Source organism: Streptomyces sp. NPDC006393 (genome assembly GCF_040628575.1).
In the GTDB taxonomy this organism is placed as follows: Bacteria; Actinomycetota; Actinomycetes; order Streptomycetales; family Streptomycetaceae; genus Streptomyces.
On the sequence record NZ_JBEXZD010000032.1, the window covers coordinates 40,223 to 58,428 of the forward strand.

The 18,206-nt window shown below is 72.4% G+C and carries 18 protein-coding genes; 10 read left to right on the top strand and 8 right to left on the bottom strand.

Annotated features, from left to right (window positions below; genetic code table 11):
• Positions 1 to 115: 115 nt before the first annotated feature.
• A complete protein-coding gene (locus ABZ484_RS16000; protein ID WP_358866484.1) occupies positions 116 to 853 on the bottom strand; it encodes a DUF4232 domain-containing protein in 738 nt (245 codons plus the stop codon).
• A gap of 186 nt (positions 854 to 1,039) precedes the next feature.
• Here ABZ484_RS16000 and ABZ484_RS16005 point away from each other — a divergent pair, with 186 nt between their 5' ends.
• Both ABZ484_RS16005 and ABZ484_RS16010 read left to right on the top strand, forming a co-directional pair.
• A complete protein-coding gene (locus ABZ484_RS16005; RefSeq protein ID WP_358866485.1) occupies positions 1,040 to 2,470 on the top strand; it encodes a helix-turn-helix transcriptional regulator in 1,431 nt (476 codons plus the stop codon).
• A gap of 221 nt (positions 2,471 to 2,691) precedes the next feature.
• Complete coding sequence (locus ABZ484_RS16010) at positions 2,692 to 4,455, top strand: SpoIIE family protein phosphatase (RefSeq protein WP_358866486.1); 1,764 nt, start codon at positions 2,692 to 2,694, stop codon at positions 4,453 to 4,455.
• Positions 4,456 to 4,499: 44 nt separating this feature from the next.
• Here the strand turns inward: ABZ484_RS16010 and ABZ484_RS16015 are convergent, their stop codons facing one another.
• Positions 4,500 to 5,177, bottom strand: coding sequence for a hypothetical protein (locus ABZ484_RS16015; RefSeq protein ID WP_358866487.1), 678 nt, complete (start codon positions 5,175 to 5,177; stop codon positions 4,500 to 4,502).
• A gap of 463 nt (positions 5,178 to 5,640) precedes the next feature.
• Here ABZ484_RS16015 and ABZ484_RS16020 point away from each other — a divergent pair, with 463 nt between their 5' ends.
• The 6 genes from ABZ484_RS16020 to ABZ484_RS16045 all read left to right on the top strand — a co-directional run bounded on the left by ABZ484_RS16020 (position 5,641) and on the right by ABZ484_RS16045 (position 9,849).
• A complete protein-coding gene (locus ABZ484_RS16020; RefSeq protein ID WP_358866488.1) occupies positions 5,641 to 6,075 on the top strand; it encodes a DUF5994 family protein in 435 nt (144 codons plus the stop codon).
• A 421-nt stretch (positions 6,076 to 6,496) separates the two neighbouring features.
• Positions 6,497 to 6,835: a MerR family transcriptional regulator gene (locus ABZ484_RS16025; RefSeq protein ID WP_358866489.1), complete on the top strand. Its 339-nt coding sequence runs from the start codon at positions 6,497 to 6,499 to the stop codon at positions 6,833 to 6,835.
• A 229-nt stretch (positions 6,836 to 7,064) separates the two neighbouring features.
• A complete protein-coding gene (locus ABZ484_RS16030) occupies positions 7,065 to 7,268 on the top strand; it encodes a cold-shock protein (RefSeq protein WP_030173795.1) in 204 nt (67 codons plus the stop codon).
• Positions 7,269 to 7,512: 244 nt separating this feature from the next.
• Entirely contained in the window at positions 7,513 to 9,009 is a 1,497-nt protein-coding gene (locus ABZ484_RS16035) for a DEAD/DEAH box helicase (RefSeq protein WP_358866490.1), read from the top strand.
• Positions 9,010 to 9,087: 78 nt separating this feature from the next.
• Positions 9,088 to 9,495 (top strand): CBS domain-containing protein, encoded by a 408-nt coding sequence (locus ABZ484_RS16040; protein ID WP_358866491.1) that lies wholly within the window; start codon positions 9,088 to 9,090, stop codon positions 9,493 to 9,495.
• Positions 9,496 to 9,561: 66 nt separating this feature from the next.
• The gene (locus ABZ484_RS16045; protein WP_358866492.1) at positions 9,562 to 9,849 is read left to right on the top strand and encodes an SCO5918 family protein; all 288 of its coding nucleotides are present in this window, start codon (positions 9,562 to 9,564) and stop codon (positions 9,847 to 9,849) included.
• 49 nt (positions 9,850 to 9,898) lie between these two features.
• On the opposite strand, the gene ABZ484_RS16050 is transcribed toward ABZ484_RS16045, so the two are convergent.
• Together ABZ484_RS16050 and sigJ are read right to left on the bottom strand one after the other, a co-directional pair.
• Entirely contained in the window at positions 9,899 to 11,272 is a 1,374-nt protein-coding gene (locus ABZ484_RS16050; protein WP_358866493.1) for a deoxyribodipyrimidine photo-lyase, read from the bottom strand.
• Between the two features lie 392 nt (positions 11,273 to 11,664).
• Positions 11,665 to 12,618, bottom strand: a complete 954-nt coding sequence (gene sigJ, locus ABZ484_RS16055) for an RNA polymerase sigma factor SigJ (RefSeq protein WP_358866494.1) — start codon at positions 12,616 to 12,618, stop codon at positions 11,665 to 11,667.
• Positions 12,619 to 12,768: 150 nt separating this feature from the next.
• Here sigJ and ABZ484_RS16060 point away from each other — a divergent pair, with 150 nt between their 5' ends.
• Positions 12,769 to 13,905, top strand: a complete 1,137-nt coding sequence (locus ABZ484_RS16060) for an LUD domain-containing protein (RefSeq protein WP_358866495.1) — start codon at positions 12,769 to 12,771, stop codon at positions 13,903 to 13,905.
• A gap of 80 nt (positions 13,906 to 13,985) precedes the next feature.
• Here ABZ484_RS16060 and ABZ484_RS16065 read toward each other — a convergent pair whose 3' ends face one another.
• The 3 genes from ABZ484_RS16065 to ABZ484_RS16075 all read right to left on the bottom strand — a co-directional run bounded on the left by ABZ484_RS16065 (position 13,986) and on the right by ABZ484_RS16075 (position 16,167).
• Positions 13,986 to 14,684, bottom strand: a complete 699-nt coding sequence (locus tag ABZ484_RS16065) for a hypothetical protein (RefSeq protein ID WP_358866496.1) — start codon at positions 14,682 to 14,684, stop codon at positions 13,986 to 13,988.
• A gap of 138 nt (positions 14,685 to 14,822) precedes the next feature.
• On the bottom strand, positions 14,823 to 15,560 hold the full coding sequence (locus ABZ484_RS16070) for a hypothetical protein (RefSeq protein ID WP_358866497.1): 738 nt from the start codon (positions 15,558 to 15,560) through the stop codon (positions 14,823 to 14,825).
• Between the two features lie 61 nt (positions 15,561 to 15,621).
• Entirely contained in the window at positions 15,622 to 16,167 is a 546-nt protein-coding gene (locus tag ABZ484_RS16075; RefSeq protein ID WP_358866498.1) for an RNA polymerase sigma factor, read from the bottom strand.
• Between the two features lie 87 nt (positions 16,168 to 16,254).
• On the opposite strand from ABZ484_RS16075, the gene ABZ484_RS16080 reads away from it, so the two are divergent.
• Positions 16,255 to 17,172: a serine/threonine-protein kinase gene (locus ABZ484_RS16080; RefSeq protein ID WP_358866499.1), complete on the top strand. Its 918-nt coding sequence runs from the start codon at positions 16,255 to 16,257 to the stop codon at positions 17,170 to 17,172.
• A 39-nt stretch (positions 17,173 to 17,211) separates the two neighbouring features.
• Here the strand turns inward: ABZ484_RS16080 and ABZ484_RS16085 are convergent, their stop codons facing one another.
• Entirely contained in the window at positions 17,212 to 18,204 is a 993-nt protein-coding gene (locus ABZ484_RS16085; RefSeq protein ID WP_358866500.1) for a L,D-transpeptidase, read from the bottom strand.
• Between the last annotated feature and the right edge of the window lie 2 nt (positions 18,205 to 18,206).

Here is an 18,206-nt window from a genome sequence, read left to right on the forward strand (position 1 = left end):
CTCCACGCCGCGCGGGCGCAGGCGGTCACGAAGCGGGAGAGCCTGCGGGCGTTGCGCATGGTGGGTCGCCTGCCTGCTCGGGTCTGTGGGCCGGCCCTTCAAGAGCGCCGCGCCGTCACCACTGGACGGCGTCGTCCATCGACTGCTGCCAGTACGTGACCTTGAGCGAGTCGTCCACGTAGACGCCCGTCGCGGGCAGCGAGGGGTGAGCGCCCGTGCCGACGCTCTCGTTGCCGGAGCGGCCGCGGAAATAGACGGTCAGGGAGTTCACGGTGTGGCCGTTCGAGCCACTGCCGTCCGTCGCGGACAGGTTCACGGAGGCGTAGCCGGACTCGCCCGGCTCGAGTGTGACGACTGCCTGCGGCTGCGAGTCCTCGATGACCGGGGGCACCGCCTGGGCCTCGCCGAAGCGGACGGCCGGGTAGCCGTAGAGGTGGCAGGTCTCGCGGCCGGTGTTGGTCACCGTGAGCAGCATGTGGTTCACCGGGCGGTTCAGCGGGGCCGCGACCGTCTTGGTGTTCGCCCCCTCACAGGTGACCGGCTTGCCGGAGGGGACGCGCGCCTTCGACTTGGGCGTGCCCGCAGGCGGCCGGGTCGTGCCGGTGGTGGATCCGGCCTTCGGGGAGGAGGAGTCGGAGCCGGACGAAGAAGCGTTCGAAGACGAAGTGTTCGAAGGAGCAGTGCTCGAAGAAGGAGTGACGGAAGGGGGGTTCGCGGTCGCGGTGGCCGTCGTCGGGGTGCCCGATGCGTGGACGCCTGTTCCGTCCTGGCACGCGGTCAGGGAGAGTGCGGCGAGAACGACGGTCGCGGCGGCGCCGGCGAGACGGGTGCGGGAGGTGCGGAGGCTGGACATGTGCCTTACCCCTTCGGTGTTCGGGTGGGGTTGGAGATCGGATGACGGAAGCTTGTGAGGTGGTCCGTCCCAGTCGCCAGGCACAGCGGGCAGTTGGGGACGCTGGAACAGCGAAATACACTCTGACCAGGGAGAAGATGGTGCCCCTGGAACGCGCGGCTGGAACACGAGGGGACGGGGGAACAGGTGTCGGGGACAACGGGGGCCGGGAAAAGGGAGGCGTTCGCTCAACTGCTTCGGGAGCTCAAGGACCGCTCGGGACTCAGCTACGGGGCGCTTGCCAAGCGGATGCACATGAGCACGTCGACGCTGCACCGCTACTGCAACGGCACGGCGGTGCCTGTCGAGTACGCACCGGTGGAGCGCCTCGCAAGGGTCTGCCGGGCAACGCCGCAGGAGCTGGTGGAGCTGCACCGGCGCTGGATCCTGGCCGACGCGGCGCGAGGAAGCAGGACGGACGAGGCTTCGGCGACAGCGACGCCCGCTGATGCCTCTGGCTCTGAGGATGCCGCTGATGCGGCAGAGACGGCTGGAGCGGTGGCTCCCGGCTCGGCGGACTCACGCGAGTGGGACGAGGGCGAGGACGGTGAGCCGGATGTCGTCGACATGCCGCGCGAGCTCGCGCCGCCGCCTCGTCCCCACCCTGCCCGTCCCAGCCCTGCCCGTCCCCGCCCTGCCCGTCCTCGCCGTACCGTGCTGATCACCTGCGTCGCGGTGGCCGCCGTGCTGGGAGCCGTGGTGTTCACCGTGCGCCCGCTGGTCGGCGGCGGGAACGACACGGGGCGGCAGCAGGCGGCCGGTGTCACCACCACGACCACCGGTACGGCGGACGCGGGGAAGCCGTCCGCCTCACCGTCCCCGAGCGCGAAGGGACACAAGCCGTCCGCATCGGCCTCCGCCTCCACCGCCGAGTCCGAGGGGGCCCAGTCCGAGGGGGCCCAGTCCGAGGGGGCCGGGTCCGGGACTTCCCAGGGCGACAAGCAGGGTGGGGCTCAGCGCGCCGGGGGTGGCGTCGGCGGCGGCGTCCCGCTCAACGTCGGCACCCGCCCCTACGTCTACGACAACCCGTGCAGCCAGCACTTCCTCGTCGACAGCGAACCCGAGCAGGTCGGCCCGCCGGTGGGCGAGCAGTACGCCCCGCGCTGGGCCGCCGCGTACGGGGCGGTGTCCTCGGGCGATCAGCGGGTCGCCCTCACCGTCCAGGGCACCGGCGAGGAGACGGTGGTCCTGGAGGCGTTGCACATACGCGTCCTCTCCAAGGGCGCGCCGCTCGCCTGGAACGACTACTCGATGGGCGTCGGCTGCGGCGGCGGCGTGGACACGAAGTCGTTCGACATCGACCTCGACAACGGCAGCCCCACGGTCACCGTCAAGAACGGCCAGCGCGATTTCCCGTACAAGGTCAGCGAGTCGGATCCGGAGGTCTTCTACGTCACCGCCCACACCAAGGCGCACGACGTGCGATGGGACCTCACGCTGGACTGGTCCAGCGGCGGCCGCCGCGGCACCGTCCACATCGACGACAACGGCGCCCCGTTCCGCACCAGCGCCGACGAGGGACGTCCGGGCTACGACTACCCGCTGGGCGGCAACGAGTGGATCGAACGGGCCAGCTGACGGGGGCGGAAGTCACGCCTCCAGCCGGGGTTCGGCGTCACCTCCGGCACGGGAGGGCTGAGGCACTGTCCGGGTCTGCCCGCGGCGAACGCGGGCAGCGGCCCGTCGGGTCCGCCATGCGGCCGTGTTGTGGGTGCGGGACCATCGGATCAGGGCGTTTCCGCCTCTCGAGTGGGGTCGCGCGGTCCTCGGCGGGAACAGCTCCTGACAGGAAGGCCAGTGTGGTGGAGGGTGTGGCGCCCGGAGGGAAGGGCGAAGGGAAGAGCGAAGGGAGGCGGTCGGCGGCTCGGACGTATCCGTGGTGGCAGGTCGTCGAGCAGCTCGGCACCGCCCTGGCCGTGGTGGACCCGGCAGGGCGGATCGTCGCGGTCAACCCGGCCGCCGAGCGGCTGCTGGGCCGGTCCGCGGCGGCGATGTCAGGGCAGGACGTCCATGACCTGCTCCACCGCGGGCCGGACGGCGCCCGCATTCCCCGGGAGGACTGTCCGCTGCTGCGGGCGCTGGCCGAGGGATGTCCCGCTCGCGGGGACGACGACTTGTGTCTGCGGGGTGACGGAAGCCTGGTCCCGGTCGCCTGGTCGGCCTCACCTCTGACGGACGGCGGCTCCAGGGCCGGCATGGTCGTGGTGTTCAGCGAGTCCGTGCTCGATCGCGGCGCGCATCGGGAACGTGCGGAACGTGCCGCGCGGGCGGCCCGTACGAGTGCACTCGAGGACCTCACCGAGCGGTTGACGCTGGTCGCGGAGATCACCGACGTACTCGGACAGACCCTGGAGGTCGACGAGGCCCTCGCCCGGCTGTGCCGGCTCCTGGTTCCCCGCCTGGCCGACTGGGCGGCGGTGGACCTCCGGGTCGGCTCCCGGCAGGTCCACCGGGTGGCGGTGAAAGGCCCGGAGGGCCGCGAGACCGGGCAGGAGGACTGGCACGGTCGCCTTCCACCGGTCAAGGAGGCGACCCGCTCAGCCCTGGTGCAGGTACTGAACGGAGGCGATCCCGTCCTACAGGACCAGGTCGAGACGGCCGCGCCGCCCGACTCTCCCTTGGCCGCCGTCCACAGCGGCTTCCTCCGGGCCGTGGGCGCGACCTCCGCCGTCACGGTGCCGCTGGGCACCACGCGGCAGCTCACCGGCGCGCTGACGCTGGTACGCACCGACCCCGCGCACCCCTTCGGCACCGGCGACCTGGAGGTGGTGAGCGACATCGGCCGCCGGGTCGGCCTGGTCATCGACAACGCCCGCCGGTTCGGCCGCCAGCGCGCCGTCGCCGAGGCCATGCAGCGCAACCTGCTCGCCCCGCTGCCCCAGCCCGGCCGGCTCCGGCTGGCCGCCCGCTACCAGCCCGCCCCGGCCGGCTCCCAGGTCGGCGGTGACTGGTACGACGCGTTCGAACTGAAGGACGGCACGACCGCGCTGGTCATCGGTGACGTCCTCGGCCACGACCTGACCGCCGCGGCCGGCATGGCACAACTGCACGGCATCCTGCGCTCCCTCACCTGGGACCACACCGGACCGCCCGGCGCCGTCGTCGACCGCCTCGACGACGCCCTGTCCGCCATCACCACCGTCGAGATGGCCACTCTTGTCCTCGCCCAGGTCAAGGGCCACCCGCACACAGGCCCATGGATGTTGGAGTGGACCAGCGCCGGGCACCCGCCACCGCTCTTGCTGACCCCCGACGGGAACGCGCAGTACCTCGAAGCCGGGCAGGGGCTCCTCCTGGGTGCCCGCCTGGACGCCGCCGACGACGAGGGCCGGCCGAGTGCCACCTGTCCCCTGCCCGCGGGTTCCACGCTCCTGCTCTACACCGACGGTCTGATCGAAGTTCCCGGCAGTGACCTCGACACCGGCCTCGACCGGCTGCGCCGCCACGCTCTCACGCTTGCCCAGGAACCGCTGGACACGCTGTGCGACGAGTTGTCGGCCCGGATGCCCCCCGGCAGCACCGATGACATCGCCCTCCTGGCCCTGCGCCTGCCGGCGCCGTGACACCAGGAGCCGATGCCCGGTGCCCGGTGCCCGGTGCTCGCTGCTCAGGCCCCCAGGACCAGCACACGGAACCGGCCGGGTCGGCACGTCGGCGGGGTGTCGTCGGTGTCGTACCGCCACCCCCAGGACCGCAACGCCTCGAACGTCTCGACGTCGGAGCGGTTCAACAGCGTGACACCGACGGCGGCACCGTGGTCGGTGAGCAGCCGCTGCTGCAGCCGCCGGGCGAGGTTCCAGGCACGGTTCTGGTACTGCCTGCGTACGCGGGGCGGGACGAGGATTCCAGAGACCACGAACAGACGTCCGGCCGCGGCCAGGCTGAGCAGACTCCCGGAAAGGTGTCCGTCGAGGCCCTCCCACCAGGGTCCGTCGCCGCTTACCGGGAAGCCGTGGGCGCACCCGATCAGCGTGGTGGTCTCGGCGATCAGCAACTCGAACCCCGGCCGCTGCACGTCGGCCGCCAGCCGTCGCAGAAAGGCGACCCGTGCCTGGTTCCACGCCCACGGGCTGCCGCCGGCGGTCTCGGCGTACAGGTCGCCCAGTTCCGGTAGACGGTCTTCTATCTGACGGCGGCTGAGCGGGCGGACGCGTTCCCCGGCGTGCGGCGAGGAGCCTCGCTCCCGACTCGTCGGACGCGGCCTCCCCGCAGTGGGCCGGTCGGGTCCGCCTTGCTGCCGGCGCGGCTCTGTGCTCGTCGGCCGAACCGGCGCGTTCACGGTCATGGGAAAACCCTGCCCCGGGCTCGGGCGGAACCGGCCGGCCCGGCGTCGTGATCGCCGAGAGCGGCACCGGTGTCGGAGCCGGTGCGCGGCGTGCCCTCGGTGCCCTCCACCGTACTCCCGGCCCCGCACCGCATCGCAGCACCCGACGGTCGTCCACGGCGCCGGACGCACATCGGCAAGCACAGCCACCCGTCCCGGGCCTACGCTTCAGAGCGTTCCTGGCCGGCGGTCCTGAGATCTCTCTATGAGAAGACACGGTCGGACGACTGACTCGCCCGGTTCTCCTCCACCGGGAGTAGCCTGACCGTACCGAGAGCATTTCGTGCAGCGCGACCGGCGGTGCCGTTCCCGGCGAGAGACGAAACGGGCAGTCGCCCCGCGGCTCCCGGGACGGGACCGCATGATGGAACCCAGCAGCACGTCCGCCGGAAGCGGGCCCGCGGCTCTCGCGCACACGTACCGTATGCCCCTGCCCCGTCTGGCCCTCGCCCCGGACGTCAGCCATGGCCCGCTGGACGGGGCCTGGTGGCCGCGCTGCGACGCGCTGGAACTCGAACTCCCCTCGCTGGTCGGATCGTTGGAGCCGGACTCGGGCGCCGCGGTACGGGTCAGCGTGGATCCCGCCGAATGGCCCGACGCCCCGAACACGGTCATGGCACCCGGCCGGGTGATCGCCGTGGAGCCGGCCGGGCCCGGAAGCGAGGCGCATGTCATCACCCTGGACTGCGGCACCGTGGGGCGCTGGGTGCTCCTGGTCGTCCCGCCCGGTGAGCCCGCTGAAACGGCCGCCCGGCTGCTGGCCGCCGCCACCGACCCCGACAACCCGCTGACCGCCGCACGGATGCTGACGCTCGCCGAAACCGGTCGCCTCGACGGCACGACAGAAGAAGGGGAATGAGGCACCCGGCCCCCTGGGGAGCCGCGGACGGGACGACCCACGGATCTCGACCACCGTCCTCGCGGGCGCCGTTGTCGACTCGACGCCAAACGTCCGCGCTCTTCGAGGAGTGCCGTTCCTGACCGCTGCGCGCGGCGTGGGCCGACCGCCGCGCCCGGGGCGGCCGGCTGCGCGTCGTCTGCGACCACCGCACGACGGACCCGGTCTTCCGCTGCGGCGGTCTCCTCGACCGCTTCCCGCGACCGGCCGCTTTGCGGGCTGGGTCCGGCCCGGGCGCACAGGGAAATCTGCCACGGCGAGTCCACATCTCCGTGCCTGCCGGAGTTAGGGTTGTCGCGCGACGCGGATGGGTGCCGGCTCCTTCGGAAACCGGCGCCAGGCACGCCCGGGTCCGTCGCCGCGTCCCCGAAACGAAGGTGCCATGCCCGCTGAGAACACCCCGGTCGCCGGCAACCTCGACGACGACGACTATCCCGCCTACACCATGGGGCGGGCCGCCGACGTTCTCGGCACGACCCCCGCCTTCCTCCGGTCCGTCGGCGAAGCCGGGCTGATCGCTCCTCTGCGTTCGGAAGGCGGTCACCGCCGGTACTCCCGCCGCCAGTTGCGCATCGCCGCCCGCGCCCGTGAGCTGGTCGACCAGGGCACCCCCGTCGAGGCCGCGTGCCGCATCGTCTCCCTCGAGGACCAGCTCGACGACGCCCTCCGCCTGAACCGGGAAATGCGCCGGAAGCTGGACGAGCCCGGCACGGATACCTAGCTCCGCCACCACAGAAATACGCACCGGCGCGGGATGAGAATTATCGAACACTCCCAACGGCGCATGGCCGTTTACATCCGGCCTGTGTTAGCGTGATAGCAGTTGCAGTTTTGATTGCCAGAGATTTTTTCTTTGCAGAGCTTTCCGGATCTGTCCGGAGGGGTGATCATCGCGGCGACTCGGCTCCGCAAAGTGCGGAGTCCGGCACTGCCCCTCAAGGGAGATTCATATGGCATCTGGCATCGTGAAGTGGTTCAACGCGGAAAAGGGCTTCGGCTTCATCGAGCAGGAGGGTGGCGGCCCCGACGTCTTCGCCCACTACTCGAACATCGCCACGCAGGGCTTCCGCGAGCTTCAGGAAGGCCAGAAGGTGACCTTCGACGTCACGCGGGGCCAGAAGGGCCCGCAGGCCGAGAACATCGTTCCCGCCTGACGCTGACGCGAACCGTCGCGAGCCAGTGGCTCGCGCATCACATGGCCGGGGCCCGCGCTCTTGGGGTGCGGGCCCCGGCCCATTGATTTTTCTGCTCTCCGGACTCCCCTGACCGCCGGCCGTACCGGCCACAGCGCCGCGAGATCCGGATCTTCTTTTTTCTTCGGCTCATTCTTGCGAAATTCGTGCGGCCATCACCGCCGGACGGAATTCCTCGATACGCCGCATCGAGGAAGGTTCTTCCATGAACCGCACCCGTCGCACCGGCGGCACTTCCGGTGGTTTCCGCGCGGACAGAAGGTCCACCCGCTCTACAGGCTCCACGCGCTCGACAAGCTCCACGCGCTCGGCGGGATCCGCCCGCGGCAACCGCTTCAAGAGCGGCCAGGGCGCACGCTCCACCCCGCGCCCGCAGGAGTTCGCCCTGCCGGTCACCCTCACCGAGCCGCTGCCCGCGGTCGAGACCTTCGCCGAGCTGGACATGCCGGCACGGCTGCTGGCCGCGCTCCGTACCGAGGGCGTGACCGTTCCCTTCCCGATCCAGGCCGCCACGCTGCCGAACGCATTGGCCGGCCGTGACGTCCTGGGCCGGGGTCGTACCGGCTCGGGCAAGACGCTCGCCTTCGGCCTGCCCGTGCTGGCCCGCCTGGACGGGCAGCGCGCCCAGCCCCGACAGCCGCTCGCCCTCGTCCTCGTCCCCACCCGGGAACTGGCCCAGCAGGTCACCGACGCGCTCACCCCCTACGCACGCGCCCTGCGGCTGCGGCTCGCCACCGTCGTGGGCGGCATGTCGCTCGGCCGCCAGGCCAGTGCCCTGCGCGGCGGCGCCGAGGTCGTCGTCGCGACGCCCGGCCGCCTCAACGACCTCATCGAGCGGGGAGCCTGCCGGCTGGACCAGGTTGCCGTCACCGTGCTGGACGAAGCCGACCAGATGGCCGACATGGGGTTCATGCCGCAGGTGACCGCACTGCTCGGCCAAGTCCCCGCCCGCGGACAGCGGTTGCTGTTCTCGGCCACCCTGGACCGCAACATCGACCTCCTGGTGCGCCGCTACCTCGACGACCCCGTGGTGCACTCGGTCGACCCGTCTGCGGGAGCCGTCACCACGATGGAGCACCATCTGCTGCACGTGCACGACGCCGACAAGGACACCGCCGTGACCGAGATCGCCGCCCGTGACGGCCGAGTGATCATGTTCCTGGACACCAAGCACGCGGTCGACCGGCTGACCCGGCACCTGTTGTCCGTCGGTGTGCGTGCCTCCGCCCTGCACGGCGGCAGGTCCCAGTCACAGCGCAACCGGACGCTCGCCCAGTTCAAGGACGGCCACGTCACGGCCCTGGTGGCCACCAACGTCGCGGCCCGCGGGATCCATGTCGCGGGCCTCGACCTCGTCGTGAACGTCGACCCTCCCGGCGACCACAAGGACTACCTCCACCGCGGCGGCCGTACCGCACGGGCCGGCGAGTCCGGAACCGTCGTCACCCTCGTCCTTCCGCACCAGCGCCGCGCGGTGGACCGCTTGATGGCCGACGCCGGCATCGCTCCGCGTACCGCCCGGATTCGCCCGGGAGAGGCCGAGCTGCACCGCATCACCGGCGCCCGGAGCCCCTCCGGCGTACCGGTCGTCCTCACCGCACCGGTCGACGGCCGGGGCGAGGGCAGCGGATCCGACGGCCGGCCTCGCAGGGACCGGGCCGCCGCCCGGATCCGTCGGCCTGTCCGGAGGAACAACCCATAGCCGGAGCACGGGGAAGCGCTCCCTGCGGTCGGGACGAGCCGACGCCCGTCCTGTCCGCCCGAAGAGAAGGAGAAGCCCTTGACGCCGTTCCCGCCCGGAACACCGCGGGCCGACACCGCCGACGGCACCGGCCTGACCGCCCGCGACGCCATGCACGCTCCCGGACCGCAGGTCGACGACCACACGGCGGTCGACGTGGCCCTGTCCGTGCTCATCGGTGCGCGTGTCCCGCATCTGCTCCTCCGGGACGAGGACGGGCGGTGTGCGGGGCTGGTCACCCGGGCGCAGCTCGTCGCGCACCGCGGCGGCTCGTGGTACAGCGACCGGACGCGGCTGCGGGACATCCCGCTCGACCGCGGGCCGTTCACCTCGTCCATGGCCGTACTCGGCGAGGCGGAGACCGCCATGCGGGCCCGGACCCTGGAGGTCTCCCCCGTCATCGACGAACACGGCTACGCCCTGGGCGTCCTCGCTCTCACCCCCTGACCGTCGTCCGACCGCCGTGGCGCGGTCGGCTCCTCCGTGCTCTTCCCCACCCCTGTGGAGACATCCATGCGCTGTGTCATCGCCAGATTCCCCTTCGACCTGACCAAGAGTGAGGTCGAACAGTCCATGAGCGGCATCACGCCCGAACCCGTCACCGGCGTGTCCGTGACCATCGACCGCCGTGTGTACCCCGTGATGCAGGTAGGGGCAGTGATCACCAAGTTGGACCGCCGTGACATCACGACGAGTGAGATGCGCCGGGCACTGGTCCGTCTCGGCTTCACCTGCCACGACGCACGCCCGGTCACACCGACCTGGGACGCGCGAGCCGGCGAGGACACGCCCAGCTGGTGACTTGCCCGAGCAACCCCAGGTCAGCGGCCTGGGGTTTGTTCATGTCCGGTCAGTCGAGTCTCCGCCGATCCCGGAACCGGGCGGCGGCCGCGGTGAGATCCACGATCGGGGCGGGGTAGTCCAGGCCCGCACGGGTGGCCGCGTCGAGGTGGGGGACGCGGTGGACCGCGGTGGCGTCGAGGTGGTGGAGTTCGGGGAGCCAGCGGCGTACGTACTCCGCGCGGGGGTCGTACCGGCGTGCCTGGACGAGTGGGTTGAGGAGCCGGTTGGGGCGGGTGTCCGTGCCGGTCCCGGCGACCCATTGCCAGTTGAGCTGGTTGTTCGCCACATCGCCGTCGACCAGGAGGTCCAGGAAGTGGCGGGCTCCCGCCCTCCAGTCCACGTACAGCGTCTTGGTGAGGAAGCTCGCCGCGAGCAGGCGGGCCCGGCCCGGCATCCAGCCCTCGTGGCTCAGCTGTCGCATGGCGGCGTCGACGACGGGGTAGCCCGTGCGGCCCTCCCGCCAGGCTTCGAACTCCTGCGTGGCGTGGCGCCAGCGGTCGTGCCGGGGGCGGTAGTCGTGGTCGGCCGCGTCGGGGCGGGCCGCCAGGACCTGGTGGTGGAAGTCCCGCCAGGCGAGCTGGCGGACGAAGGCACGCGACCCGGGGTTGTCCTGGGCGCGGGCCCGGTGCAGCAGTTCGGTGGGTGACAGGCAGCCGAAGTGCAGGTAGGGGGAGAGCCGGGAGGTCGCGTCGGCGGCCAGGTCGTCGTGCCGGTCGCCGTATGCGGACAGCGGGCCCGCCAGCCATGACCGCAGCCTGCGGCGGGCCTCGGATTCCCCGCCGGGGGGCAGGCCCGGCGACGTGGAGCCCGACGCGAGGGACTGTGCGCGAGGAAGGCCGGCCGAGCCCACGTCCGGCAGCCGTACGGCGTCCGGTGCCGGCAGCACGCCGCGCACGGAGAAGCCCTCCCATCGGCGGAAGTACGGGGTGAAGACGGCGAAGTGGTCCCTGTCCCTGCCCGCGGGTGTCAGGGCCCCCGGCGGTACGGCCGTCAACGATGCCTCGTGGACCCGCAGTTCGCGCCGGTCGCCGGCCAGCTCCGCGCGCAGCCGGTCCTCGCGCCGTGCCGCGTAGCGGCTCACCCCGCCCGCGAGGTGCACCACGGCGGCCCCGGTCTCCGCCGCCACCCGGCAGGTCTCCTCGACCACGTCGCCGACGCGCACCACCAGCCGGCCGCCCCGCGCCCGCAGGGCCGCGTCCAGGTCGGCCAGAGTGTCGGCGAGGAACGCCGCCCGGTTGGGTCCGGCGAAGCCGGTGCGGCGGATGCCCGTGTCGACGACGAAGAGCGGGACCACGCGTTCCGCGTCCTTGAGAGCGGCGACCAGGACCGGGTTGTCGTGCACCCGCAGGTCGGCGGTGAACAGGGCGACCGAGACGCGCACGGTTCCTCGACCTCTCAGTGCGTACGGGCCGGTTCACGGGCGGCCCGTACGGCTGCCGCGGCGTGGAACGAGGCCACGCCCCACCGGTGGGCGTGCCCGGCCGGACCGTCCGGATGGAACAGGGCGGCGCACGGAACGCCCGGCGGCCGGCGGCTCCGTACGACGCCCGGCGACTGCCTACGACGGCCGGCGGACGGGGGCGCAGGAAACGGCATGGCTCTCATGTCCTCCCGTCAGTGCCTTCGGATGTGCTCTGTGGCTGAGCCCCTTACCCCCTGAGCCCATGCTTGGGGGCAGGGACGGGCACCGCAACCTCGCCGCTCCCGGCCCGGCCGGGGTGTGGTGGCAAGGGGCGCGGCGCACGCCTGGGCGAAACCACCGTCCAAGGGCGGTCAGGGCAGCGCCCATGGGCGGAGCTTGTCCGGGTTGCGGACGGCCCAGATGTGGGTGATCCGGTCGTCGTCGGCGACCTTGAAGGCGAACACCGTCTCGATGCTGCCGCCGGACTCGATCACCAGGCCCGGCAGACCGTTGACGGTGCGCTCGAGGATCGTCCGGGGCGGTGCGAACCGGGCGATGGCCAGGTAGAGGTGGGCGATCTGCTCGGCGCCCTCGATCGGCAGCAGGTGGGCGATGGCGCGGCCGCCGCCGTCGGAGACCGCGGTGGCGCCCGGGTCGAGCAGGCCGAGCAGGGCCTCGATGTCCTGCGCCTCCCATGCCGCCTTGAACCGCCGGACGACGCTCGCCTGCCGGGCCGCGTCCGGGCTCGCCTCGGTCCGCGCGGCGGCGATGCGGCGGCGGGCCGAGGACGCCAGCTGACGGCACGCCGCCGCGCTGCGGCCGACGATCTCGGCCACCTCGGCGAACGGGTAGCGGAAGACGTCGTGCAGCACGAAGGCGACGCGCTCGGCCGGGGTCATCGACTCGAACACGACGAGGAAGGCCATGGTCACCGACTCGTCGAGGGTGATCCGGTCGGCCGGGTCCACGCCGGGTCCGCCCGCCGCCCCGGCGATCCACTCGGCCGGGTCGGGCAGCGGCTCCGGGATCCATTCGCCGACGTACGTCTCCCGCCGGGCGCGCGCCGAGCGGAGCATGTTCAGGCAGATGCGGCTGGCCACCTTCGTCAGCCAGGCGCCCGGGGACTCGATGGCCTCCTGCCGCTCCCGGGACATGGCGTACCAGCGGGTGTAGGTCTCCTGGACGACGTCCTCCGCGTCGGCCAGGGATCCGAGCATCCGGTAGGCGAGATTGAGCAGCTGCCGCCGCTCGCTCATGATCGTGCCGAGGCCCGGGCCTTGCTGCTCGTCTGCCTGCGGCTGTTCCTGTTCCGACGGACTGGTCATGCGCGCTCCGGCTCCCTCGTTCACGGTCCCTCTCCATTACGACGCATCGACGCGGCGGAATGTGAGGCCGGCGGCTCGCCTCACATTCGGCGGGGCCGCGTTGTCGGACTGGTGAAGAGGAGCACGCCACCCAAGGACAGGACGCTGAGCATGAACGACTTCCAGGAGATCGCCGACCGTGTCGAGATCGAGGCGCTGCGCGGCGAGTTCACCGACGCGGCGATGATGCGCGACCGCGCCCGTCTCGCCGCGCTGTTCACCCCCGACGGCGTTCTGCGGATGCCCAACGTCCCCGTCGAGCTCACCGGCCGGGAGGAGATCCGGACCGGAGGCGAACGCCTGCAGAGCCAGTGGGACTTCTTCGTGCAGAACAGCCACCCGGGCACGATCCGGATCGACGGCGACACCGCCACCGGCCGCACCTACATGCAGGAGATCGCGCGTCTGCTGGACGGCCGCTCGGGCCTGAACTTCGCCGTCTACCACGACACTTACCGGCGTACGCGGGAGGGATGGAAGTTCGCCGAGCGGGTCTACGAGGTCAGGTACGTCGACACCACCCCGCTGGCGGGTGCGGCGCCCGGCCCCGACGCCCGGGCCCATGACTTCGGGGAGGCCGGGGACGCCGGGCGGGCACCGGGCGGCGGTGCGACGGACACGCGGGAGCCAGGGGTGGCCGGCGACTTCGCCGCACCCGCGTCCGCCGAACGCCTGGACCGGACGGTCGCGGCGCTGCGGGCGAACGGCTTCACCGCCGAACTGCTCGACGACGCCGCGGCGGCCCGCGCCCGCGTCAAGGAGCTGATCCCCAAGGGCGCGAGCGTGTTCACCGGGGCCAGCGAGACGCTCCGGCTCTCCGGCGTCGCGGAGGACATCGAGGCGGGCGACCGCTACCAGGCCGTCCGGCCGCGGGTGCTGAAGATGGACCGCGCCACCGAGTTCGACCGGATCCGCCGGCTGGTGGCCACCCCCGACGTCCTCGTCGCCAGCGTCGCGGCCGTCACCGAGACCGGCTCGCTGGTCATCGCCTCGGGCAGCGGCAGCCAGCTGCCGGCCTCCGCCGGCGGCGCCGCACGGGCGATCTGGGTCGTCGGGGCGCAGAAGGTGGTACCCGACCTGGACACCGCGCTGCGCCGGGTCGAGGAGCACGCCCTCCCGCTGGAGAACGAGCGCGCCCAGGCGGTCTACGGGCAGCCGAGCGCGGTCAACCGTCTGCTCGTCCTCAACGCCGAGCCGCAGCCCGGGCGCGGCACCGTCCTGCTGCTGCGCGAGGCCATCGGATTCTGACCGTACGACGCCGAGCGGGTCGCGGTGTCCGGCCCGGTGTCCGGCCCCTGCCCGGGGCCGGACTCGCCGTCGCCGCGAGGTCAGGCGGCCAGGCGGTTGATGGCGGTGGCGGCGATGCCTTCGAAGTAGCCGGGGTCGTCGCTGGGCTGGCCGGAGAGTTCGACGATGCCGAACCGGTGGCCGCTGCGGATGACCGCGACGCCGCCGGCGGCCTCGCCGTCTCCGTCGAAGGCCGGGTACCACCTGCCCTCGCCGGTCTTGAGGGTGATCGCGTGCCCCTGGCCGTAGTACCAGTGGCCGGCCGGCTCGTCCTGGCAGCTGCGCACCAGCTGGTCGAGCCGCTTCTCGTAGGAGGCCGCCGACGTGGTGGTGGAGGTTTCCGCGGCGGATTCGGTCAGCAGGGGGCGCTTGGTGTCGAACGTCCAGGTGACGTCGGCGTAGGCGTCGGCCTTCCCCTCGGTCAGCGTTCGCATCGTCTCCTCGCCGGAGCACGCCGAGAGACCCTGCTTCCCGGTGGTGTCCACGGTCGCGGCGACCGGGCTCAGGCCCGTCTGGCGGAAGTCGGCCTTCTGGATCAGGTCGCCGGTGCCGAGGCGGGGCCCGGCGAGGGTGGAGGCGGTCGCGGCCGCCGCACGGCTCGCGGAGCCCGTGGCCGTGCCGGCGGCGGCGGGGTGCATGCCGATGCCGGCCGCGATCAGTGCCGTACCGACGCAGGTCGCCACCCGTGCGGTACGACCGCGACGCGAGAGCTTCTTGCCGGCTGCTTGGTTGTCGAACATCTCGTCCCCTGTGTGGTCACGACGCGGTGTGCGTCTTCCTACATCCGGGGAGATGCGGCGCGTCCGCGGAATGTTGGACGGCGATGTGCCGCGATCGGTGTGAGCCGGCTCACACCCGTTGGGCGGCGGGGGGTGGGCTCAGAGCTGTGTCACGGCGGCGCGAACGATCCGCGTCATGGCGGCCGTGTCCAGGCAGGCGTCGACCTCCAGGACCCCGTAGTGCGAGCCGTTGCGGAGCACGGCGATGCCTCCGCACGGCTCCTTGCCCCGTGGTGCGGTTCCCGCGGTGTTCAGGTCGCCGTCGTAGGAACCCATCCAGCTCGCGGTGATGCTCGCGGCGACGTCGACCGTGTGCGTCGGCCCGTAGACCCAGTGGGTGGCCGGTTCCGTCTGGCACGGAACCTCCTCCAGCAGGAGGCGTTGGGCGAAGTTCTGTGCCATCGCCGGGCTTCCGGCGTCACCGGCGACCTCGCGCGCGACCTGGTCCTTGACGTTCACCGCCAGCGTGGGGTCGCCGTCGTCCGTGTCCCGGGCCGTCACCAGCCCGCGGAAGTGCGCGTCCCGCACCCCCAGGGTCTGCTCCAGGGTCTTCTCCCCGGCGCAGGCCGCGTTGGCGTATCCGCCGTCCCCGACACGGTCCCGCACGTAGATGTGCCGGGAGATCCCGACCTTCCTGAACTCGGCCGCGGACAGCAGATGCCGGTCCGTCATGGGTCCGGCGGCGGGCCTCGGCGGTGGAGGGCCGCCGGCCGTCGCGGACGGTGCGCTGCCCGACGCCACGGTCGAAGCGGAGCGAGCGGGCAGGACGAACCGACCGGTCAGCACGCCGAGTCCGATGGCTGCCGTCAGGATGACGACGATCGTCCGGGCTCGCACCGCGGCACCTCCGGGCTTCTGATCGAGTCGATGCCGGTGAGCAGTGGCATGTCGGGACGGCTCAGAAACCGCCGCCGAGGCGGTCCCGCATGAAGCGGCGAGCCTGATGGATGCGGTCCTTGACGGTGCCCAGGGGCGCGTCGGTGATCTCGGCGACCTGGAGGTAGGTCAGGTCCCCGAGATCGCGCAGCACGAAGGACTCCGCCAGGGCCGGGTGCCGTTCCTCGAGCGCGGCCAGCGCCTCCATCAGATCCAGGCGGGTCCCCGCGATGACGCTGGTCGTCCGGGGGTCCGCACCCTCGGGAAGGTTCGCATGGCTGTCCTCCGCGCGCCGGCGCATCGAGCGGTACGTGGACCTGGCGGCGTTCGAGGCGATCACGGTCACCCATCCGAGGAACGAGCCCCGCCCGCTGTACTCGTGCAGATGCGTGCTGATGGACAGCAGGGCGTCCTGCGCGGCCTCCTCGGCGTCGGCGTGGTGCGGCAGGAACCTGGAGCAGCGGCGCATGACCGTGGGCCGGAGCCTGACGAGGAGGAGGTCCAGGGACGCCCGGTCACCTGCCTGGGCGGACGCCACGAGCCGGGTCAGATCGTCCTCTTCGGTCACTCCGCCGTCCCCCGTCGTCCTCCGACCGCCGTCCCGCCCGGCGCACCGCGGTTCCGGGCCCCGGCGCGTCGGGCAGAATGGTGCCACATGCAGAAGCTGGGCCGTTATCTCCTCGAGGACCGGCTGGGAGCCGGTTCGTTCGCCACCGTCTGGAAGGCCTACGACCCCGAACTCGACACCCAGGTCGCGGTCAAGGTGCTGGCCGACAACTGGGCGTCGAACGCCGATGTGCGGGAGCGGTTCCTGGCGGAGGCGAGGCTGCTCCGCAGGATCTCCAGCCCACGGGTCGTACGCGTTCACGACGTCGGTGTCCAGGACGACCGGCCCTACTTCGTCATGGACTACGTGCGAGGCGGCACGCTGGCCGAGAGGATCGGGCACTGCCGGCCCGCGGAGGCACTGCGGCTGGCGGTCGAGGCCGGGTACGCCGTCCAGGTGCTCCATGACGCGGGCGTCGTCCACCGCGACATCAAGCCGTCGAACCTCCTGCTCGACGCCGGCGACACGCCCGCCGCCGGCACCGCCGTACTGGTCGCGGACCTCGGCAGCGCGAAGCGGCTCGCCGACGCGTCGGGGTTGACCGTGACGACCGGCACACCCGCGTACATGGCGCCCGAGCAGGTCTTCCAGACCGGCGGGTTCGACGGCCGCGCCGATGTGTACGCCCTCGGTGTCGTGACGTTCGAACTGCTGACCGGGCGCAAGCCCTTCGGTCCGGGCGGTCGCGCGACCCTCACGGCAGAGCGGGGACCGGCGTCGCCGCCGCCCACGGTCCACGGACGGCCGGGGATTCCGGACGGCATCGACGCGCTACTGCGCGCCACGTTGTCCGCCGACCCCGAGGAGCGGCCGCGAACCGCGCAGGCGTTCGCGGACGCCCTGCTCTCACCGGGCGGAGGGGAGTGGACGCCCGCCGCGTCCTCGGGGCCGGCACGCCTCGTGGTCTGGCTCGCGGCGGTCGTCGTGTTCCTGGTGACGGCGGCGCTGACCTGGCTGGCCCGCTGAACTCGGCGGCGCCCGCACCCGGGCCGGTGGCCGGTGGGTTCAGTCCGCCGTGACGGGCGCCCCCTTGTGGGCGGAGGCGCTGTGGGCCAGCCACTGGGACCACGTGAGGTTCCAGTCGCCGTAGCCGTTGCCGGGGGCGACCGTCTCCTTGGAGCCGGTGACGCGGATGACGTCGCCGGGGATGACACGCCGGTAGAAGCGTTCGGCGGTGCCGTCGGTGGCGAGGCCGACGCAGCCGTGGGTGACGTTGTCCCGGCCGGCGTAGGTGTTCGCGTTGGGGTTCTGGTGCACGTAGGTGCCGGAGGTGGTGATGTGGACGGCCCAGGCGTAGTAGCCGTGGTAGGCGTCGCCGAGGCCGACGGTGCGGGAGTCCATGTAGACCCTGCGCTGCTTGTCCAGCACGACCATCGTCCCGTTCCAGGTGTCCAGGCCGGGCCGGCCGGCGGTGACGGGGATACGGGTCGTGGCCTTGCCGTCCTCGGTGACGGTCATCATGTGGCTTCGCACGTCGACGGTCGCGGTCAGGGAGCGCCCGATGGTGAAGTGCCGTACGGCGCTGGTGCCGACGTGCAGGGTGACGTGCGTGCCGGGCTTCCAGTAGGCGGGCGGGCGGTAGTCGACGCGCTGGCCGTCGAACAGGTTGCGGTCCTTGACCCAGCTCCACGCGCCGCCGACCGCGGGCGCCGCCCGGACGGTGAGCCAGTGCTCGACCGCGGCTCGCTGGGACGCCGGAACGGGGTGCGGGAACCGGACGGATATCGGCATGCCGACGCCGACCGTGGCTCCCTCGCCGATGTTGACCTCGGCCCGGGCGAGGACGGCCGGCTCGGGGATGGCCGGGGCGGTCCGGCTGGGTGAGGCGGTGGGCGTGGGCGTGCTCGCGGCGGCGGACCGGGTGGGTGCCGTCGCGGCCGATGAACTGGTGGCCGCGCAGCCGGTCGCCGACACGGCGAGCGCGAAGGCGGCGGTGACGGCAGCGGTGACGGCGTGGAGACGGCGGGCGCGGAGACTGGCCGGTCGGTGCGTGGTCAAGG